This is a genomic window from Paraburkholderia sp. GAS348, assembly GCF_050434205.1.
Taxonomy (GTDB): Bacteria; Pseudomonadota; Gammaproteobacteria; order Burkholderiales; family Burkholderiaceae; genus Paraburkholderia.
Genome location: NZ_JBNPVT010000018.1, coordinates 38,589 through 59,617, shown reverse-complemented (window position 1 = coordinate 59,617; position 21,029 = coordinate 38,589). Strand labels below are relative to the sequence as shown.

General features: G+C 59.7%; 11 protein-coding genes. 2 read left to right on the top strand and 9 right to left on the bottom strand.

Annotated elements, in window-relative coordinates:
* Window positions 1-757: 757 nt before the first annotated feature.
* The gene (locus tag P3T22_RS24670; protein WP_429326423.1) at window positions 758-1,156 is read right to left on the bottom strand and encodes a response regulator transcription factor; all 399 of its coding nucleotides are present in this window, start codon (window positions 1,154-1,156) and stop codon (window positions 758-760) included.
* Between the two features lie 1,114 nt (window positions 1,157-2,270).
* Here P3T22_RS24670 and P3T22_RS24665 point away from each other — a divergent pair.
* Entirely contained in the window at window positions 2,271-4,403 is a 2,133-nt protein-coding gene (locus P3T22_RS24665; protein WP_429326422.1) for a S53 family peptidase, read from the top strand.
* Window positions 4,404-4,430: 27 nt separating this feature from the next.
* Here the strand turns inward: P3T22_RS24665 and P3T22_RS24660 are convergent, their stop codons facing one another.
* Complete coding sequence (locus P3T22_RS24660) at window positions 4,431-5,465, bottom strand: helix-turn-helix domain-containing protein (protein WP_429326421.1); 1,035 nt, start codon at window positions 5,463-5,465, stop codon at window positions 4,431-4,433.
* 1,193 nt (window positions 5,466-6,658) lie between these two features.
* Between P3T22_RS24660 and P3T22_RS24655 the strand changes: the two genes are divergently transcribed.
* Entirely contained in the window at window positions 6,659-7,675 is a 1,017-nt protein-coding gene (locus tag P3T22_RS24655; RefSeq protein ID WP_429326420.1) for a helix-turn-helix domain-containing protein, read from the top strand.
* Between the two features lie 180 nt (window positions 7,676-7,855).
* Here the strand turns inward: P3T22_RS24655 and P3T22_RS24650 are convergent, their stop codons facing one another.
* The 7 genes from P3T22_RS24650 to P3T22_RS24620 all read right to left on the bottom strand — a co-directional run bounded on the left by P3T22_RS24650 (window position 7,856) and on the right by P3T22_RS24620 (window position 20,976).
* Window positions 7,856-8,536 (bottom strand): SOS response-associated peptidase, encoded by a 681-nt coding sequence (locus tag P3T22_RS24650; RefSeq protein ID WP_429326419.1) that lies wholly within the window; start codon window positions 8,534-8,536, stop codon window positions 7,856-7,858.
* A 174-nt stretch (window positions 8,537-8,710) separates the two neighbouring features.
* Window positions 8,711-8,980 carry a hypothetical protein gene (locus tag P3T22_RS24645; protein ID WP_063498910.1) on the bottom strand — a complete coding sequence of 90 codons (270 nt, stop codon included), beginning with the start codon at window positions 8,978-8,980 and terminating at the stop codon, window positions 8,711-8,713.
* 106 nt (window positions 8,981-9,086) lie between these two features.
* Window positions 9,087-10,451, bottom strand: a complete 1,365-nt coding sequence (locus tag P3T22_RS24640) for an aminotransferase class I/II-fold pyridoxal phosphate-dependent enzyme (RefSeq protein WP_429326418.1) — start codon at window positions 10,449-10,451, stop codon at window positions 9,087-9,089.
* A gap of 85 nt (window positions 10,452-10,536) precedes the next feature.
* Entirely contained in the window at window positions 10,537-18,135 is a 7,599-nt protein-coding gene (locus P3T22_RS24635) for an SDR family NAD(P)-dependent oxidoreductase (protein WP_429326417.1), read from the bottom strand.
* Between the two features lie 91 nt (window positions 18,136-18,226).
* Window positions 18,227-18,970, bottom strand: a complete 744-nt coding sequence (locus tag P3T22_RS24630; RefSeq protein ID WP_063498907.1) for an outer membrane lipoprotein-sorting protein — start codon at window positions 18,968-18,970, stop codon at window positions 18,227-18,229.
* Between the two features lie 21 nt (window positions 18,971-18,991).
* A complete protein-coding gene (locus tag P3T22_RS24625) occupies window positions 18,992-20,242 on the bottom strand; it encodes an ABC transporter permease (protein WP_063498906.1) in 1,251 nt (416 codons plus the stop codon).
* Window positions 20,239-20,976, bottom strand: coding sequence for an ABC transporter ATP-binding protein (locus tag P3T22_RS24620; RefSeq protein ID WP_063498905.1), 738 nt, complete (start codon window positions 20,974-20,976; stop codon window positions 20,239-20,241). The genes P3T22_RS24625 and P3T22_RS24620 overlap by 4 nt, the downstream gene beginning before the upstream one ends.
* Window positions 20,977-21,029: the final 53 nt, after the last annotated feature.

Sequence of the window (21,029 nt, the reverse complement as noted above, 5' to 3'; positions counted from 1 at the left end):
CAGCCCGGGAAGATTGGCCGCACATGCGATGAAGATCTCTATTACCGCCGGCGACTTGAAGTCGAGACGCACGCCACTGAAAAACGCGCCTGCGACCGTCTTCGCGTCAGGCCTTCTTTGCGAGGCCCACGTTCCACGTTCCGCCAGATATTGCGCGCGGCATGCAAGTGACACGCGCTGCAGCCAGTCGGCTTCGTACCCGTTTAACTGCAACCAGAGATGTGTAGATTCGACAACGTGTTCGGTCGTGAGCCATCGTCCAGTCTTATGACGCATTGCCAATTGCGAAGCAACGAGATAGGTCAGCAGTTCCGTGCGCGCAAGCAAATCGAATTCAAGCAGCCGAATCATGGTGAATTAGGTGTGTAGATGGAGTCGTCCCAAGACCGATACTCCTCCGTCCTGCTACACCGCTTTCGCCAAAACATTGGCTGATTCCGTCGATATGAAATCAGGCCTGGGGTGGATGGATCGCTGGCGCGCCGGGCAAACCTTTCTCATTTCATGGCGGAAAAACCAACGGGCTTCGGCGCATTTCGGTGTCGCATTCAGCCAATTCCGTGACCTTGTCCGCCACTATGATCACCGTCAATTCGAGTCAATCTATGATCGTGCATGGCCATCTCAGGGGCTGCCCCACGTATCGGCCGCTGAGATTTAGCCCGCCGCCCGCATGGGACGAGCGGGCATTTTTTGTTGAGAAGTACCGGGCCAGTGACGTATCGTGATTTTCTATAAAATTGTCCAGGACGGACTTCTACGTAATCTTGACTGCTGCGATTGTGGAATACGAATCGCTGTGGCGCCCCAAAGCATGGATGTGCGCAAGCAACTCCGCGCTGCCAAGTGGCTTCTCGAGGCAAATGTTTGCGCCGCTCTCCAGTCCTGAGACGATCACCTTATCCGGCGTACCCGGCGTCACGCACAGGATGATTGGGATTAGGGACTCGTGTTTGGCGAGATAGCGCAGGGTATCGTACCGGACCGCATCCGGCGCCGCCCAATCGAGTATGACCAGGTCGACGGACACCTGTTTGAGCAATCCGGGTAATGATTCGTCGCTTGACAGGCCAAAGCAGAAGTGTCCAGCGGATGACAGCATTTCCAGCGCGCAATCGAGTGCTCTGAGATCGGATTCTAGTATGGCGATTTGCATATGATCGGGCGCGCTCGCTGAGCGCAGCGACGAGGTTAGTTTTGGGCGAACAGGTCCATGAACTTCTCTTGCCACGCCATGCGGAACGGACGGGTGCGTTGTGACGGCCCGAGTTTACGCGAAAGCAGTCGGAAAAGCTGTTAAATATTGCGAAATCCGAAGGGATTTCACAGAAGAAGTGCACAAGGTTCGGCTGGCCTGAACGACCGTCCGCCATCCGACCTTTCTTCACGCTTTCACACGACTGAACCCTCGTTCAAGCATGCGGACCGTATGTCAACTGCCGAGGCGCTTCGCCAAATCGCACTACGCGTAACAGAATTCTCTACGAAATAGCCAGACCTGCTATATATGAAATGATACCCGACGGCAACGCCAAAGCTGCCGATAACGCCATTCGCTTCAGCAATCTTGCCCTCGCAGCTTCCCTGCTGCCACGCGCACGATATGGCTGAAACTCGAGAATGACAAATCCGCGACTATGCCGTGCGCCGACCCATAAGGCGGACTGAAAGCTGAAGGTCAAGTAGACAAGGATCCAAGCAAAGCAAAGTTTGGAAAGAATAGAGAGAGCGATGTCCATATCACCTTGCTCTGTGTGGTCCGCTCAAAAAACGAGCGGCGGTTAATCAGATCGCATGCAGCTTACGCTGCAATGCAGCATATAGGGTAGGACAACATTTGGGCCTTATCCGCCGGCTTTCTTTCGAGCCATTTCATCGGGAGCAGCCGCGCTTCGTACTTTCATTGTCCGATTCTTCTGCCATTTATTGGAATCACGTGGGCGGCCTCCAGCTATATTGTTCTCATGAAGCCCGCTCGCAAGACAAGCGTCGCGACCTTTCTGAGCTGCGTTTTCAGGCCGCCGGTCAAAGCTGGCGTCCGAAATTCCTACCGACGAGGGAACGACGATAGAGTTCCTATGATATGGAATGCGAAGTGTACCGACTGGCGTATACATGCCGCGTTACGGACTTGACTCGCCGCTTCACGTGGCAGCGCCATGGCGGCCTCAATACTGATCGGCAGGGCCTCGCTCATAAAACCATCTGATTGATTCGAAAGAGCGGAGAGGCTGCCCCACGAGAAGCTTGCGGACACAGCGAGGACCTATATGCTCAAGAAATTCAACTCAAGCTTTCCGGTACGGCTTGCAATACTCATCACCCTGATCTGTGCCGCACCCGAATCAATGGCGCAGGCGGCCCGACAGGTGGTCACCCGGGTGATCGACGAGCGACAGACCGTCGAGATGATTGCCAATACCCGTCCTGAGATGAACAGCGAGAATGATCGCGGGCGTGTCGAAGACACGCTCGTTCTCGACCATATGCAACTGCTCATGAAGCGGCCAGCGGAGCGAGAAGCTGCCCTCGCACATTTTATCGACCTGCTCCATGACCCGAAGTCGCCGTATTTTCACCAGTGGCTCAGTGCGGAGCAGTTTCGCGCGGATTTCGGCCCGGCAGACGCGGACGTGAACGTAGTCAGCGATTGGCTTTCCAGACATGGTCTCAAGATAAACGGCGTGCAGCCGAACGGCATGGTGATTGACTTTTCTGGAACGGCAGGACAGATCCGCGACACATTCAAGACCGAGATCCATCAGGTCGAGGTGGGCGGTGTCGCCCACCTCGCCAACATGAGCAATCCATACATTCCAGCCGCCCTTGCCGACGCCGTGAGCGGGATCGTGTCGCTGAATGACTTCCGTCCGCATTCAAATTTCATGTCCCGCCCCCAATACACATACACCAGCGGCAGTTTGACCTATCATCCGGTCGTTCCGGCTGATCTCGCGACGATCTACAATCTGAATCCTCTATTCAAAGCCGGCATCTCGGGTCAGGGCCAGACGATCGTCGTGATCGAAGATACCGACGTATACAGCGCCGCGGACTGGACGACGTTCCGCTCGACCTTCGGACTGTCGGGTTACACATCGGGCTCCTTCACGCAGGTCCATCCGGCGCCAGCGAGCGGCACTAACAATTGCAGGGACCCGGGCGTCGTTGCGGGCAATGAAATGGAAGCCGAACTCGACGCGCAATGGGCGAGCGCTGCAGCGCCAAGCGCGGCCATCGTCGTCGCGTCCTGCAAGGATACGGGTACGACGTTTGGCGGCCTGATTGCGCTCCAGAATCTCGTGAACAGCAGCACCCCCCCAGCGATAGTCAGCATCAGCTACGGCGAATGCGAGTCGAAGAACGGAGCGGCGGCCAATGCCGCTTATAACTCGGTTTACCAGCAGGCTGTCGCCCGTGGTGTCTCGGTGTTCGTCTCGGCGGGTGACGAGGGGGCGGCGAGCTGCGACGCGGACCAGAAAAATGCGACTCATGGTATCGGCGTCAGCGGCCTTGCTTCGACGCCCTATAACGTTGCCGTCGGAGGCACTGACTTCGGAGACACCTATGCCGGGGTCACCGCTTCCTACTGGAATGCGGCCAATGCTGCGAACTACGGCTCAGCGATATCCTATGTCCCCGAGATTCCGTGGAACGATTCCTGTGCCAGCGGGCTGATCGCCAAAGTGGAAGGTTATGCTGCGTCTTATGGCAAAAACGGTTTCTGCAACAGTGCAACCGGCAAGGCCAACTTCCTGACGACAGCGAGCGGCAGCGGGGGCCCGAGCGGCTGTGCCACAGGCGCCCCATCGAAGAGCGGCGTCGTTAGCGGCACGTGCAAGGGATACGCCAAGCCCTCCTGGCAGTCACTGGTAGGCAACCCGGCAGACGCCGTGCGTGATCTTCCCGACGTCTCCCTGTTCGCGGCCAACGGTGTCTGGGGTCACTACTACATCTTTTGCGACTCCGACAAATCCGACGGCGGCGCAGCATGCGCCGGGGCTCCGAGCACATGGACGGGCGCTGGAGGAACCTCGTTCGCCTCGCCGATCTGGGCTGGCTTCCAGGCCTTGGTAAACCAGAAGGCCCAAGCCCGTCAAGGTAATCCCAACACGGTCTACTACGCCCTCGCCGCGGCAGAATACAAATCGGGCGGCAGCGGCAACTGCAATTCCAGTCTCGGCAACGGCGTCGCCAGCAACTGCATCTTCTACGGCATCACGCTCGGCGACATCGACGTGAACTGCTCGGGCACGAACAACTGCTATGTACCGAGCGGCACCTACGGCGTCCTCTCGACAAGCGATAGCACCTACTCGAAAGCCTATGCTGCGGGTATAGGCTGGAGCTTCTCCACTGGCATTGGCACGGTCAACGTCAGCAATCTGGTGAACGCGTGGTAGCGTGGCTATTGCCCCTTGCTGCCCGCGTCACGGTGCGGCTCTGGCAACGGGGCTCACGCGCGTTTGACGCGTCGAAGCTCGATTGCGCATGCGATAGGCCGTCGGCGTCATCGCAAGATACCGCCGGAAGAGTTTCGAGACGCGCCCACCACCGCTGATTCCACAGCGCAGCGCGATCTTGTCGACCGGCAGATCGGTTTCAACCAGAAGGCGGCAGCACATGTCGAGCCGAACATACATCAGATAATCGGACGGTGTGACGCCCAGTTCGGTCTTGAAGCGCCGCAGGAAGTTTCGCTCGCTCATGGCGCAGACTTGCGCCGCCTCATCGATCGTGATCTGTCGGTCGCTATTCGCTGCCAGCCATCGCGCCGATGCCTGAATCCTTTCGCTGACGTTCGGCGCGGCGTTCCTGCTCACAATCGAGGTGAATTCCGTTTCGATTAGCGTCGCTACGCCAGAGGCAATCTTCCTTGTGATGTCAGTGCCGAGATCTTCCCGGATCACGTTCAACGCGGCTCGCAACGGGCCCACAGCGTTGGCATAATGAGCAGCGTCGAGATGTTTTGCGGCCAGGCTGTCCGCGCGATTGCCCCATGCATCGTCGGTACCAGCCTGTCCGAGCGCAGCGGCTTCGAGCAGCAACCGTCCTTCGGTGATCGGGAACGTCAGTTGGCTGCGCGGGACAGAGCGACGCAGCCAGCGGATCAAATGTTCGTCGCGCAGCGCGCTGCGAGCCCCCGCGCCGCCAACAATGAAGAGCGCATGAAAATTGTCGGTATGGCGGCACGCATCGATATTTTCGGTCCAGACGAACACCGATGACGAACTGGCAATCATGCCGCCGGTGGCCGACAGCAGGCAGACGTTGTAAAGCGCGGTACCGTGCCGGGTAGATTCGCAGAGCGCATTCGCCGACTGGAAAGCCTGCCCGATGGCAACCACCTCCTGCAGTGCGAAGCCGTTGAACAGGGTAATGCCAATGTGTCGTACGGCGCGGGTACCGTGAACTACGTTCTCCCAGACCTTGCCGTTACTGTGTACCTCGGAAAAGCATTCCATCTCACTTTGCCCCCATAGAACCACTGAGCCGTTCCGGCTGTGTTTAAGCTCATGTGATTACGTGTAAGTTTCCGATGTTTGACGCGATATCCGATACTCTGCAGTTACTTGCCCGAAACAGATCCGCAAAGCACCAACCTCATCAGGCCCGGCAGTTTTCTTCAGCAATCGCAATAGCGTCCTCAATCAGGCGGCACTCGTCGACGTCAAGGGAATCGGAATAAGAAAGCATCAAATCGTGGAGCGATCTGGATAGATGCCTCATCAAAGTCGGCGTTGGCTTGGGTATAGGCCACGCGTGCATCAAATATGCAAGGGGAACGACGCGCCTCTTTTCGCACCAGCGGTCAAATAGCGCAAGACAACACGCTTCGATCTCTGCAGAAAGCTCTGGCCGCTTGCTCATATCGATTAACATACGTGCCCCCTCTCACCAAACGAGTCCGCGTGAAATTCAAGCGAATATTTATTGGACTGCCTTGATGGCTTGGCCGGTGCGCGTCCGGGCACCAGCTGACATATGACATCCGACTGGAGACACCGGAACATGTGGGAATTTGAGGCGACGCCCATTAATCAGACGAATAAATGACTTCGCTGACGAATACTTTGCTAGTAATCGGAAGGCCATAGCGCACATGCCAATCGCACGCGGCAGCGCGAACGTCTGTCGCGTGCGATTCGCAACACCTTTCCCCGACCGAGTATTACCCATGCCTGCCCCCGCTCTCGTCTGCTCATATTTATGCTATTGCGTTGCAGCATAGCAATAATACGCCAGCAGGCGTAAACCTTGGCGGGAAAAAATACACATTTGACGGATTACAACACGGGAGGTACTTATTACTACTTTCCCGTCTTAAAAGGCCGGCTTTCTTCGTCGCACACGTTTGCGCGCGAAGTGCCAGAAAACGTCGAAAGCCGCTCGGGGAGCGTTTCCGCGCCGCACCAACGCTGGGCGTCGCAACACCGTTGGCATGTGGTGCGAGCCCTCGATCTGCAGTGGGGACATCTCGATGTGGCGCAATCATCGTACGAATAGCACGAACGCCGTCGCTGCAAATGATCTCGATCCGACAACATCATGACTAATTCGGTCAAATCAAACACTGCAGCGAGCCTGGCTGACTAGGATCGGTTCAGGCACTGAGTCTCGTGCAAACAAAGCAATAGAACATTTCCGGGGAAGCCACATGAATTGCCGCTTCGATGAGGAAACGGGTTGCGAACTTCAATCCCATGTCCGGCCTGGCGTCACCGCCCGGAGATGTATCGGTGTCGCCTTGTACGACGGTTTTGCGCTACCGAAGGTCGCCCGCATCATAGAAATATTCCACTCCGCGAACGCGCTGACTGACTACGCCGCGCAAGGAGGTGCGCCTTACGACGTCCGCCTCCTGTCGGCCCCCGGCGGTAGAATCGCAAGCTCGTCATCGTTGTTCGTCGGAAGCGAGCGTATTGAAGCGCTCAACGGCGCCGGTTATTTTTACGCGCTCTTTATTGCTGGCGGCTCGGGGGTGAAGAACGCACTGCGCGACCAACGCCTGATTACATGGTTGCGGTACACCTACGCGTGCACCGATCTGATCTTCCCGATCGACGAAGGACGGTTGCTGCTCGAAGCCGCAGCAGGCAGAGCGCTCCCCTACGGTCTCCATGATGGAATACGGGCTGGCGACATCGTAGTCGGTGCTGCGAACGCATGCGCTTCCCCGGACCTCATTAACCCGATGCAAATCGCGCTAGCGATAGTCCAGCAAGACTTCGGCGCGGAGATCGCCACACGGATTGCCGACTGGGTAGCGCCCGCGGTGCAGACGCATTTGAATGCAATCGAGCGCACGAACGCAGGTGCCTGCGTCAGCGAAAAGATCCGGGCGTCCGCGCGATGGCTGGAGGAAAACAGCGATCATCCCATCGCAATCGACGACGCAGCACAGGCGGCCGCCATGAGCGAGCGGAACTTCCTGCGACGGTTCAAGATTGAAATGGGGATAACACCTTCTGAGTATCTGTTACACATACGCCTTCACAAGAGCTGCGACCTGCTTGCTGAAACCAGCCTCCCGGTCGACGAGGTCGCACGGCGCTGCGGAATCGGCTGCGGTGCGCGGCTGTCAAAGCTCTTCCGTCAGCATCTTGCGACAACACCAAGCCAGTATCGGGCGAGCAAGCGGCCGTCGGAGCGGCTCGCCCTTAGAAACGCTTAGGTGAGTAGTTCACGGGAATCGCACCCGCAGGCCCTCGCAGGTATCGACAGGCATTTCCTTGGGGAATGCGCGAGTCGTCGGACGGCTTTACGGCGAAGCGCGCGTAATGTTTCGGCTGCCGATCGGTGAAAACCAGAATCACGAGTCGGCAGATCGACTGATCGCACGCACCGCAACCTTTCACCTGGGCGTCGCGGTGCGCTCAATCAGGCTCGGGCCATCCTGCCTGTCCGCCCAATTCACGGCACGGCTGACCGCAAACCGGTCGAAGGATCCGGCGGGCAGCGCCACACGATGCACCAGATAGCTTGCCAGCTCGGGCGACGTATCGGGGTCGAGCCATACGCGTGCATCGGGAGCGGCAAACACCACAGGCCGCAAGGCGTGCACGTCCATGGGGCCTGCATCGGCGGCGGTGACAACGATCATGAAACCATCACCATCGTGAGCTTCCGTTTCCAGCTGCTGGCTGGTCAGCGCTGCCATGAACAGTGGCTCGCCATCCATGCGCCGGATGAAGTACGGCTGACTTCCGTCCACAGCGTCCACCCACTCGAACCAGCCGTCGCCAGGCACAATCACCCGGCCATTTCTCCAGAGCGCCTTCCACGCCGACGAGTCAAAATTTCCGCTTGTGGCGTCGATGATGGTACGCGGGCGTTTACGCATGGCCCACGGAGCCCGGTAGCCCCAGCGCACGCGGCGGGGCGTGCCAGCCGGGTAGACGATCGGCTGGCACGTGCCAGGCGCGATGTTCCAGCTCGGGCACACATCAAGCCCCACGGGAAAGTCACCATGACCGGACACCAATGGCGCCAAATACTCCAGTCCAGCACGCGCGCGAACATAGCGGCCACACATACCTGACACTCTCCTTGTCTGGCTAACGGTCTGCAGCCAGCGCGCGGCATCCACACACCGCCCCCGCCCGCACCGGCCGCAACGACGCACCTCATCCATGGCTGCGCACCCCGGTACCTGACCCAAGTCGATCGAGCACCGGACAGCCGGGCGTGGTCATCCAGTTCCTGTCCGCTAAATCACACGGTTGGCAATCGCGACTACTGTGTGAATGAGCTGGCGGTCGTCAACGTCCAACGACTCACAATAAGCATTCATCAGGTCTCGCAGTACACACGACAAACGCATGATCCGCAGCGGCGTCGGCGCAGCGAGCGGCCAACTGTGCATCAAATAGGCAAGCGGAACCACACTGCGCTTTTCGCACCATCGATCGAAGAGCGTGCCGCAGAGATTTTCGATTTCAGCTGCCACGTCCGATACTTCATCCTTGACACTGAACATATAAGAATCCCCATAGGTGATGCGGGTCTTTGTACGGCTTATTCTGTTTGGCCTGACGACTGCACATCCCCTGGTCGACCTCGCATCACCCAAGTGCTTATCGCACTTAGCCGCCAGCGATGCGCTCAAGCGCATCGATCACGACGCGAATGTGCTCGGATGTATGCGTCGAACAAATGAAAAATCGCAGTCTCGCCAGCTTCTCTTCGACCGCCGGATAAAATATCGGCTGAGCGTTGATACCCTGTTCGAAGAGCGCGTTCGACCATTGAACAGCCTTCAGCGAGCTTCCGGTAATCACCGGAATAACCGCATATCCAGCACTTGTCCCTGTGTTCAAACCGATGCGCCGGGCTTCCTTCAGGAACTGCTGGCCGCGCTCGCGAAGCTGGGTGACCCGTTGTGGTTCAGATTGCATGCACTCGAGCGAAGCGAGCGAAGCGGCGGCAAGCGCCGGCGCAAGGCCGACGCTATACATGAAGCCCGGCGCAAGATGGCGCAGGATATCGATGAGTGTCTGCGCGCCGGCGATAAAGCCGCCACAACCGCTAAGCGTCTTGCTCAGCGTGCCCATCCAGATGTCGACGTCGCGCCCATCGACACCAAAATGCTCGCGCACCCCTTTGCCGGTTTCGCCCAGGACACCCAGCGAATGCGCCTCGTCCACCATCAGGAACGCCGCATGGCGACGCTTGATCTCGATGAACCGGGCGAGATCGGGGATGTCGCCGTCCATGCTGTACAGCCCTTCAATCGTAATCAGCACACGCTGATAGTTGCCTCGTACGCGCGTGAGCAATTCGTCCAGCGCAGCCCAATCGTTATGTGGAAAGGGGAGCCGCTTCGCACCGCTCAGCATCGCTCCTTGTATGACGCTGTTGTGCGAGAGCGAATCGTGAACGATCAGATCAGACGGACCGAACAACGAGCCAATGACGGTCACATTCGTTGCATGACCACTCACAAATACGACACAGTCGTCGACCTCGTAGAGCTTTGCTAGTGCACGCTCGAGTTCGCCATGAATCGGCCGCTCTCCGGCGACCATGCGACTTGCCGACGCGGAAGTGCCGTACTGGTCGATCGCAGCTTTCGCCCGGGCCAGAACCACGGGCGAACCCGAGAGACCGAGATAGTTATAGTTCGCGAAGTTGACGTAGGTCTTCTCGCCAATCCGCGTCGTCGCACCCGCATTGCCTTCGTGCACGCGAAAAAACGGCGACTCGATATGAAGCTGTTCCCGCATTTGCCGCATGATCGCCACCTGCTGATAACCGGGCATCGTGTCGAAACGGCGCAGCGCCTCATAATCGACGGTGCCATTCGCGGGCGAGCGCAGGCCCGATGGCGAGGAGCGCAGTGCTTCATGCACAACCGGGGTGACCCCACTGATATCGTCGCCCACACGCTCGAGCTGGCGCTTGAGCGCCTTGGCGGCAAGCTGTTGCCTGAATTGCTGACCCAATCCCATATCCCGCTCCTTTCTATCTGTTAGCCATCCTTATTTAATGGCCGATTGCCGGCCACCACCTTGACGCACGTAAGCGTGCCGTCATTTACCGGCCGGATGCCTGTTTCCGCGAGGGTTGCATCGCACGGTCGGCCATTTCCCTGACATCATCCGCACTGACCTCGACCGCGTGCGTTGCCGCCAGGGCGCTGACCTGCTGCTCCAGTTCCGATTTCTGGCTGCTGTCCTGGCCGTCGCCCCGGATCAACTCAACGATTCTCTGCGCGAGCGAATTCACGGTGACGCCCTCGGTCAGCATCATGACCGACAGCTTGACCTGGAAGCATTCCTCGATCGCCATGCGCAGTTCCATACCCATCAGTGAATCCATCCCCATGTCGAGGATCGATCGATCCAGTTCGATCTTCGCCGTCGACAGGTTCAGGATGCGCCCGATCTCAGCCCGCAACGCCTCGGCAACCAGTTGCTGGGCTTCTGTCACCGTCAGCGCGAGAACGTCCTCTCGCAGGCCCGGGCCCTCGGCGCGTTGCGCGTCGTTAGACTCGCGCTTGCGCATCTCGATGTAGCGCTCGGAACGTGCTGAAGGAATCACCCGCGTAATCGCTTCCCACTCTAGCCATACCACCGCCTCCCCCGCCCGTTGCGCGACCAGCACGCGCTCCAGCGCGGCCATTGCTTCGCCCGAGGTAATCGAACGACCACCGATACGCGCTTCAAGCGCATCGCGGGTCTCCCTGTTGCGTGACAAGAAACCGACATCATCGATAGGCCCCCATGCCATGAAGCACGCCGGCTGTCCTGCTGCACGGCGCAACAGAACCAGCGATTCGAGGAATGCATTCGCGGCAACATAATTGGATTGCCCTGGATTTCCAAGGAACGTCGTTGCCGACGAGTACACAACGAAAAAGTCAAGCGACAGCCCGCGCGTTGCCTGATGCAGATTCCAGGCGCCCGCCACCTTGGGCGCCATCACCGTACGCATGCGCGCATCGTCGAGGTTCGCAACGAGGCCGTCGGAAATGCTCAACGCCGAATGCACCACGCCCTTGAGCGGCGCCACCGCCTTGTCAGTTCTTTCGATGAGCTGCGCTACCGCTGCCGCGTCCGTTACATCGCACGATGCGAGCGTGACCGCCACCCCCAACTCATCCGTCCAGTATTGAACTTCGGTAGTAAGCTCCGGCGCGAGTTTCGCGGTACGGCTCGCGAGTACAAGATGCCGCGCGCCCTTTTCGACAAACCAGCGCGCTGTTGCAAAACCCAGCCCGCTTGTGCCGCCGACAACCAGATAAGCGGCGTGTGGGTCGAGCCGCAGAGGGGTGGCAGGTGCCGTTTGCGGTGGCGGCACGCCCGCATCGAAAGTCAGCAGTATCTTCCCGACCTGCTTTGCCTGTTGCATGTACCGGAAAGCGTCCCCGGCATGTTCAGCCGCGAACGTGCGGTAAGGCAACGGATGGAGCGCGCCTTGCGCGACCAGGTCCATGATCTCGTCGAACAGGCGCGCCGCCAGTTGCGGCAGTGCACTCATCAACTGGTCTGCGTCGACGCCGAAGTAGCTGATGTTATTGCGAAACGGCCGCAGTCCAATCAGCGTGTTCTCGTAGAAATCCCGCTTGCCTAGCTCGATAAAACGGCCAAACGGACGCAGCACATCGATACTGCGGACCATCGCCTCGCCAGCCAGCGAATTGAGGACGACGTCGACACCTGCGCCTGCGGTGCGATGCAGGATTTCGTCGGCGAAAGCGAGGCTGCGTGAATCGAATACGTGATCGGCGCCGAGCAGCCGGACAAACTCTCGCTTCTCCTTGCTTGCGGTCGCGTAGACTTCGGCACCCAGGTGTTTCGCGATCTGGACGGCCGCAATGCCGACCCCCCCTGCCGCGCCATGCACCAGCACGCGCTCGCCGGCGCGCAGCCGGGCGAGTTCGCGCAGTGAGTAGTACACGGTTAAAAAGGTCGTCGGAATCGTCGCTGCTTCCGCGAAAGTCAACTTCTCCGGCTTGATCACAATCGCCGTAGCACGTGTCCTGACACGCGACGCAAAGCATGCGGGCGCAAAGCCCAGCACCGCGTCGCCGACCTTGAAGCCGTCCACCTGCGAACCGGCGCGCACTATTCGCCCTGAGACTTCCATCCCGATGGTCGGCCCCGCAAAGCCATTCTCGACCGCCTCGTCGGACAGCAAACCCATCGCGTACATCACGTCGCGGAAGTTAAGGCCCGCGGCAACAGGTTCAATCTCGACTTCGTTTGACGCCAGTTCGCGCTCCTGCAGCGCGAACCACTGAAGATTACGCAACGATCCGGGCGCCTCGAACCCGAGCACGGCTGGACGCTCGTGCGCATCTGCCTGAGCACGGGTCTTGCGCAGATCCTCCGTTGCAGCAGGCACCATGCGCGACACGAAACGGCCTCGCGAGGTCAGCAGTACCTCCTCCTCGCTCTCCTGTGACAACAGCTCGCGAACGAGCAGCGCTTCTGGTGCGTCGCAGCCCGGTTCGACGTCGACGAGGTGGCAACCCAGTTCCGCATGCTCATTCATCAGCACGCGCCCGAGTCCCCAGAGCGTGGCCTGTTCGGGACGGGTTGCCATTGCATCGCCGGTCTCGCCCAGGATCGGAGCGCCGCCGCTCGTCACGATCCACAGGCTCGCATGCGCGTCCGGCGCACTGCCGATGATGGTGCGTACGAGCCGTGCTAGCGCAATCGACGTGCTTTCCTGTGCCTCCATCAGCGCGGCACCGTCCGCGTCGTGCGGTACGGCATCTGCCGTTGCCGCCATGAACACAATGCGAGGCGTGCCGTTACCCATTGGTCGAGCAAGCCGGGCCGGCTCGTCGGCCAAAGCCTCGAGGGTGCAGCTGGCCGCGACCTGACTGGCGGCCTGCAATGCATTCACGAGGGTATCCGCCAGCGGCTGCTGCGCTGCCCCGGCAAATACGACGAGCCAGTGCGCCGATTGGGGCTCAACGGTTGCTTCGGGTGTCACGAGCGCGTCGTTCGCAGGTAGCCGCGCGGCGATCACAACCGGCGCACCTTCGATCTCGAGGTCACCTTCCATATGACGCACCAGGTCCTCAAGCCCCTGGCCATGCAGCAGCGTCGTGATCTGGTTCGCGCTGAGCAGTCCGGCGCGCTCGTGCGTCCACGCGCTGGCGTCGAGGCCAAATACCAGGTCCGAGACGCGGCTCGGCTGGCTTTCGCTCACCAGCAGGATCGCATCCGGCGTCATCCACGAGCGTGCCGCCTGTATCAGCCGTGCCGGTTGCGCACTCGCACGCAACATGTTTTTGATCATCACCACGTCATACTGCGCGGGCCGCCCCGGTTCGGTCGCCAGCGTCGGTTCCTCGCCGAGCTCCAGCGAAACCGTGCGAATGTATGGATGGCTGCTCGCATCGATCGTACCTAGCTGCTCCACGCCCGCTGCGATTGCATAATCGCAGCGGGTCTGCAGATGCGCAGCGACTGGGTGAAATGCACCTATGCCAGGTGTCGCGATTTCGAGCACCCGCAGCCGACGGGGCTCACGCCACGCGTCGACTGCTGCCTCGAGGCTCGCGCGCACGAATGCATTGGCGTGTGACCAGCTCGGCGAGGACTCGTAAAGATGATCGACCAGATCACTGCGAACAGGAGGGAGCACCGTATCTGCCTGCGCCTCGCTGCTCAGCACGGCAGGCAACGCTGCACCGCAGCGCGCCATCAGCGCGAGCTCGGCGGCATGACCAGGCGAGAGCGCGAGAAGGCCGCGCCACAAGTCTTCGATGGACGGCAACGCTTCCTGACCGCGCTCAACATGTCCATCGACGATCTCGAGCACGCCGTCCTCGACGAGCATCGCGACGAGACGCTCGAGCAGCGGCTGGTTCCGGGTGGCTGGCAACGACGTGCTGCCGATGATGTTCAGCGCTTCGATAGCGCGCAGCGCATAAGCCGCGGCGAGCACGTCGAGAAGGGGCAAGACCTGCGTCAGGTGCGTATTGCGGTGTTGCGCATCTTCTTTTGCGGCCACTGCGCCCGAGGCAGACTCAAACAGGACTGCAGGAGCCGGCAAACCGGCCGCGATAACGTCACCGTTGTACGGTCGCGCCTCTGCGACGAATACGAAACGCCCGGGTTCGGGGCGGTGACGGCCAGTGAAGTCCACACGGCGGAAGCGGCAGGCGCTGATCCTTGCAATGACGCCTGCGTCCTGGTCAAGATAGGTGAATGAGGCGACGAGGGAATGAGGGCTGCGCCGCTCGATTCGCACGAGTACGCGAGCCGGCGCGTTGCCGCCGAAAAAGTCGATGCGTCCCATGTGTACCGGAACGTACGCGGGATGCCCCTCGTCAGTGCTGTCCTGGTTCGCGACGAGAGCGAACAACGGATGAAAACCGCTATCCATCGCTGCCGGGTGGAAGACATAATCCTGCAGCGCGCCCTGCAGCGCGGGCGGTGCGGCGAGCTCGCCGAGCGCGGCGTCGCCCGCCAGGCGCAACGATTGCACCCACCGGAACGCATCACCGTAGTGCAACCCAATCGACGCTGCGCCCTCATAGAGCGACGCAGCATCGATCCGAGGGTACGCGTCGAACTGCGCCAGCTCATCGGCCGCAACATTTGGCGCGCCAGCGGAGTCTGGACCGCCTGCCAGCAGGCGACCGGTTACATTGAGCGCCCAGGGCTCGTCCGACATGCGCGTGCGCGTCTCAATCGTAAAGCCGGCGGTGTGCGTGTCGAGTGTGAAGCGGAACAGCTTGGCATGTTGCGGCTGAAATACGACCGGTGTCCGGATTTCAAGGTTTTCAACCGCGCATTTCACCGTGCCGAAGTGAATCCGCGCCGCCGCTAGTGCCATTTCTGCATATCCCGCACCTGGAAAGGTAGCCGCGCCATCGACTTCGTGGTCTGCGAGCACGGGCATCCTGACCGGGTCGATCTGATTTTCCCAGGCAGCCGCATGATCTTTCAGTGGATAGCCGAGCAGTGGATGTTCGCGGCGCCGGTTGACGAGGTTGTAGCCTTCTGGGGTCGGCGGCGACATGTAATGCTCCCGTTGCCACGGATAGGTCGGCAACGAGCAGTTCATGCTGCCAGCACTGACAGGGAAACCCTTATCGAGGTCGATGCTGGCGCCGTTCGCGAAAGCTGCGTGGATCGCGAGATGCAGATCCGCGGCGCTGTCCTGGTTGCGCATGAGCGTGGGGAGTGGACGGCCTTTCACCTTCGACTGTTCGATCGTGTGCGTCATGTAGGTGCGCAGGATCGGATGCGGGCCCACTTCGACGAAAAGCCGCACGCCAGCGTCGATCAGGCTGCGAGTCGCTTCGTCGAAGCGAACCGGCTCGCGGATGTTTCTCCACCAGTACGACGCATCGAGCGCGTGTCCGGATAGCAGGCCGCCCGTCACCGATGACGCGAACACCCGCTGCGTATCATGCGGACGAAGATCGTCGAGACCATCGAGCACGAGTCCCTGAATTGCGTCCATGCGGTCGCTGTGAAATGCGTAGTCGAGATCGAGAATCTGGAAAAATTGCCCTCCTGTGAGAAGGACCTGTTGGACTGCCTCCAGTGCCTGCAGAGCGCCAACAAGCGTGACCGCTTGCGGGCTGTTGATGCCCGCAATTTCAAGTTCACCCGCAAGACCCAGTGTGTCGATCAACTGGCGCGCCGCCGCCTCACTCAGACCTGCCGCCGCCATTCTCCCTGTACCACGGGTTTTCGCCTGTGCGCCGCTGCGAATCTTGATGACGTGCACCGCCTGCTCGATCGTCAATGCTCCGGATGCCCAGGCAGCGGCGACCTCGCCGACGCTGTGGCCGTAACATGCGTCGTATTGCAGGCCGCGTGACTGCATGACGCGCACGACGCCAAACTGGAGCGCGAAAAGCAGTGGCTGGGCACAATCAGTGTCGGCAAGCCGTTCGGCCGTGACGCCAGCGCGCAGTTCATCGACGAGGGAAGGACTGCCGTCCGCTCGCCACAGTATGTCGAGTTCGGTCAGTGCTGCGCGGAAGTTGTCGTCCTCTTCGAGCAGACGTTGCCCCATGCCAGCCCATTGCGAGCCGTTGCCAGAGAAGACCAGCGCGACCTTTCCGTTCGGGTCCAACGCCTCCCCGGTGACGATCGAGGATGTCGTTTCGCCCTGGGACAGCTGGTCGAGCGCAGCCATGCCGTCTTCCAATGCTGCGGGACTGACGATGGCGCGATGACTCAGCCATTCCCGTTTGCGCGCAGCGCCGAGCGCAAGCGCTGACCACGGATCGCCTCGCTCGAGACGAGTCTTATACGCGGCGGCCAGTGCATGCAACGCCTTCGGAGAACGCGCGCTTAGCATGAGCGGCAGCGGTTGTGCACCCTCCTGCGGGACCAACCCAGGATGCCCCGCGCGCGACGCTGGGTCAGCCTCGCGTATCAGCACGTGCGCATTCGTCCCCCCGAATCCAAACGAATTGATGCCTATCGTCAATGGATGCGCGTGGGCCTCGAGCGGCGTATAGCGATCGACCACCTGCAGTCCGCCCCCGGCAAAGTCGATGTTGGGATTGGGATTCCTGAAATGGATCGAGGCCGGAACGGCGCGGTGTTTGAGGCAGAGAATCGCCTTCAGCAGGCCGGCCATGCCAGACGCGGGCTCGAGGTGTCCCAGATTGCTCTTCGCCGAGCCGATCAGCAACGGGCTGCCAGGCGCGCGTCGCCGCCCGATGACCTCGCTCAGCGCGCGAGCTTCGACCGGATCGCCGACCGCGGTGCCCGTGCCGTGCGCCTCGACGTACGAGACATAGGCTGGATCGATACCCGCACGCGCATAGACGTCTTCCAGCAGGCACGCCTGGGTCGCCGTGGCGGGCACATTGATCCCGCCTTGCGAGTGACCGTCCGAATTGACGCCGGACGAGACGATCACGGCATGAACCAAATCGCCGTCGGCGATAGCCTTCTCGAGGGATTTCAGCAGGATGAGCGCGCCGCCTTCCGCACGTACGTAGCCGTCCCCCGCAGCATCGAAAGCGCGGCAACGGCCCGTTGGTGAAAGCATCGACGCCTTCGAAAACCCGATGAAAGCGAACGGGTGGAGCAACAGATTGACGCCACCGGCAAGCGCTGCGTCCGCTTCACCCGACCAGATCGACCGGCAAGCCTGATGCACCGCCACCAGCGAGGAGGAACAGGCCGTGTCGATCGACATGCTCGGACCACGCAGGTCGAACAGGTACGAAATCCGGTTCGAGACAATGCTGGACGTATTGCCAGTCGCCGAATAGGCGTCGATGACGCTCAAGTCGTCCACATTGCGGTCGCCATAGTCCTGACTCGAAACACCGACGAACACCGCGCAATTGCTGCCGGCCATCTTGCCTGGCAAGCGGCCGGCGTCCTCAAACGTCTCCCAGGCGAGTTCGAGCAGGAGTCGCTGCTGCGGGTCCATTTGCGCCGCTTCGCGCGGCGAGATGCCAAAAAATTCCGCATCGAAGCCCATGACATCGTCGAGCACGCCTGCAGAAAAAGTGTAGCTCTTGCCGGGCTCGCGCTTTGCTGGATGCTGGTAAAACTCGGTACCGAAGCGCTCTGGAGGTACCTCGGTTACTGCATCTTTCTCTGCGACCAGAAGATTCCAGTAATCGTCAGGATTGCACACACCGCCAGGAAACCGGCATGCCATTCCCACTATCGCAATTGGCGTATTCATCCCATTTTCCTCGTATTTCTTTAGCTTGCGGCCGTGATGGCGCGGCAAGTAATCGAAACGAACGTGATATTCACATTTGGCAAACACTTCTTCATCGCATGAACAGATTCAGGTCGAACACGTAATCTGGCAAAGGTTCGACGCGCGGATTGCGCAAATTCAGATAAGTGACTTCCCCGTTCATCAATTCCCCGTGAAATGTGATCCGGGAAATAAACGGCCGAGTTTCTCCACCTACACGAACGACGTTGTCGTAGTCCATGGTCGATGACTTGAATGCCTTACCTGACACCGTGAAATATTGCGCCTTGATGCCGAGCAGGCGCTTTTTTGAAACCCAGTATTTGATGCGGTCGTAAGTGGTATTGTCACTCTTCGCCTTGAGATCGAAAACGTAACAATCTTCACCCTCCACCGCTTCATCGGCAAGCTGGGTTGCATCGTAGTCCTCTGCGTAGTTCGTCGACGCAATATCACCGTACGCCGCGTCGCCCATCAGCTTCTGCCGCTGCGAGATCGGCACGGGCTTGCTAAGCCCCGGCTTGTAAAACCACATGCTGGTGCTGAGCATGAGCAGCTTCTCGCCCCGATATTTCGGAGGGGCAAGGCTCAGGCCAGAGATGTTGAAACCGCGGGCCTTGATGTCATACCTCAGAGTGTCCGTGATCTGCTGATTTTCCGTTGATTCGATCGTCACTTCCCACGCCACCCCTGCCACGTTGCCACGCGCCTCATCGGCCGCCTTCAGAATGTCCCGCGGGGTAAGCGCCGCGTGAGCGCTCGCGCAGCTCAGGAAGCTCAGCAGGAGAAGCACGATGTACTGGATTCTCTTCATGATTCCCTCGTTCGTTTGCCGTCACGCGTAAGCCAATGCGCCCACGATTACCATGCGTGCCGCCTTCCGCGCGGGCAGCAACGCCGACAGTAGCGACAGAAATATCAGAAGCAGCACGCTGTACCCCCAATAGTCCGGCACCAGGTAGATTTGCAGCGGTACTTCCCGGCTCACTTGCGGTGGGACCCATGTTGGCTGAAGCAGCCAGACCGCATAGAGAACGAGCAGGTTGAGGGCGATCCCGAGCAACGCGCCAAAGATACCCAGCATCAAGCTTTCCAGCGCGAAAAGTGCGACGATACCCCTGCGCTTCACGCCCAGCGCACGCAAGGTTCCGATCTCCCGCGTACGCTCCATGATGGCCATCGTGACCGTATTGACGATGCTCATCACAACGATCGTGAACACGATCAGGAAGGTGATCAAAAATATGACATTGAACATCTTCTTCACCTTGGTATAGAACGGCGAGAGTTCATTCCATGTCCTGACATCCACGTTCAGGCCGGCTGCGGCAAATTCCCGGGCCACGATCGTTCTCATGGCGCCGGTCCGTTCGTCGTTGGACAGCAACACGGTCAAACGATCGACGCTCGTTGTGTCATACAGGCTTTGAGCGAACTTCAGCGGAACGGTCGCAAAGGTATCTTCCAGCGCTTCGTCCGGAGCATCGATGAGCTGAACGAGCTGCGCATCGAGTGCATTGATCTGCCCTGACACCGTAGGCGACATGGCGACTGCGTCCGAACCGAGCTGTAGATTCAGCTGCCTCGCGAGGCCGTGAGTTACACCGATACCGTGGTCAAGCTTGTCCGAGAGCGGATTGCCGTCATACAGCTTCGCCTTGCCCATTACGCCAACCGCATGGCTGGCAATCGCCTGAATATCCGAAGGGACCCGGCCCGGTGCAAAAAAAATGGTCGACACTTTTCCGTTGCTCAGCAAGCCCGATATCTGCAGCTGCGGTGTGACGACGATGACCTCCGGGTGCCGGGCCAGTATCTTTCTCATGGTCTTCACGTCGCCTTCGCTCAATAGATATTTCGTCGGCTCGAGCTTGCCGTGATCCAGAAATCCCGACTTGAAGATGGTCAGGTTCCCGTTCGCTTCGGCATAGATATAGCTATCCTTCAGGCTCGTGAAGATATATCGGGTAAATCCACCCAACGTATTGACCGCAAGGAAACCCACACCAATGGCGACTATGGTGAAAAGGGACCGTCTCCCGTTCCTGAAGAGATTTCTGATTGCGAGCTTGATCCAGGTCATCATGAGTCCACCCCCATTGCAGAACGGTTATCCACAGCCACCCGCTGATCGTCGATGACTTCGCCGTCGCGCATCATGATCCGACGGTCCACGCGATCGAGTAAGCGCTCATCATGGGTGGAGAAAATGAAGGTCGTGCCTTCCTTCCTGCTGATCTGGCGCATCAGGTCGATGATCCTGAGCGCGTTTTCCGAGTCGAGATTGGCAGTCGGCTCGTCCGCAACGACCAGTGCGGGGCGGGTGATCAGTGCCCGCGCGATCGCCACGCGCTGCTGCTGCCCCCCCGAGAGTTTCGCCGGGCGATGCCCGGCATGGCTCGCGAGGCCTACATCGTTGAGACGTTTGAGGGCCATCTCCCGGGAGGATCGAGCAGCCAGATTCCCGATCTGGATTGGCAGCATCACGTTTTCGAGCGCTGACAGCACCGGGATCAGATTGAATCCCTGGAAGATGAATCCGATGGCGTGATTGCGCGCCTCGCTGCGCTGATCATCCGAGAGCGTCGCGGCATCTTGTCCCTTGAAAAATACGGCTCCCGAGGAAGGCGTGTCGAGCAATCCGACGAGATTGCACAACGTCGACTTACCCGAACCGGACGGCCCCCATACGGCCACGAACTCTCCGGAGCGGATGGCCACGTCGACGTGTTTGAGTGCGGTGATCTGCGCCTCACCAAGTTGGTAGTGCTTAACGACCTGACGTAGTTCGACAAGAGGAGTCAAATCAGCTGAAGACATTTTCCGTTTCCTCGATGTTTGGGGTGTTTGACGAAGCACATCCCCGGACGTCG

Bases quoted from the DNA above. Each gene is read 5' to 3' on its own strand.
- P3T22_RS24670 (WP_429326423.1), bottom strand. From the start codon at position 1,156: ATGCAAATCGCCATACTAGAATCCGATCTCAGAGCACTCGATTGCGCG.
- P3T22_RS24635 (WP_429326417.1), bottom strand. From the start codon at position 18,135: ATGAATACGCCAATTGCGATAGTGGGAATGGCATGCCGGTTTCCTGGC.
- P3T22_RS24645 (WP_063498910.1), bottom strand. From the start codon at position 8,980: ATGTTCAGTGTCAAGGATGAAGTATCGGACGTGGCAGCTGAAATCGAA.
- P3T22_RS24620 (WP_063498905.1), bottom strand. From the start codon at position 20,976: ATGTCTTCAGCTGATTTGACTCCTCTTGTCGAACTACGTCAGGTCGTT.
- P3T22_RS24640 (WP_429326418.1), bottom strand. From the start codon at position 10,451: ATGGGATTGGGTCAGCAATTCAGGCAACAGCTTGCCGCCAAGGCGCTC.
- P3T22_RS24660 (WP_429326421.1), bottom strand. From the start codon at position 5,465: ATGGAATGCTTTTCCGAGGTACACAGTAACGGCAAGGTCTGGGAGAAC.
- P3T22_RS24655 (WP_429326420.1), top strand. From the start codon at position 6,659: ATGAATTGCCGCTTCGATGAGGAAACGGGTTGCGAACTTCAATCCCAT.
- P3T22_RS24625 (WP_063498906.1), bottom strand. From the start codon at position 20,242: ATGATGACCTGGATCAAGCTCGCAATCAGAAATCTCTTCAGGAACGGG.
- P3T22_RS24630 (WP_063498907.1), bottom strand. From the start codon at position 18,970: ATGAAGAGAATCCAGTACATCGTGCTTCTCCTGCTGAGCTTCCTGAGC.
- P3T22_RS24665 (WP_429326422.1), top strand. From the start codon at position 2,271: ATGCTCAAGAAATTCAACTCAAGCTTTCCGGTACGGCTTGCAATACTC.
- P3T22_RS24650 (WP_429326419.1), bottom strand. From the start codon at position 8,536: ATGTGTGGCCGCTATGTTCGCGCGCGTGCTGGACTGGAGTATTTGGCG.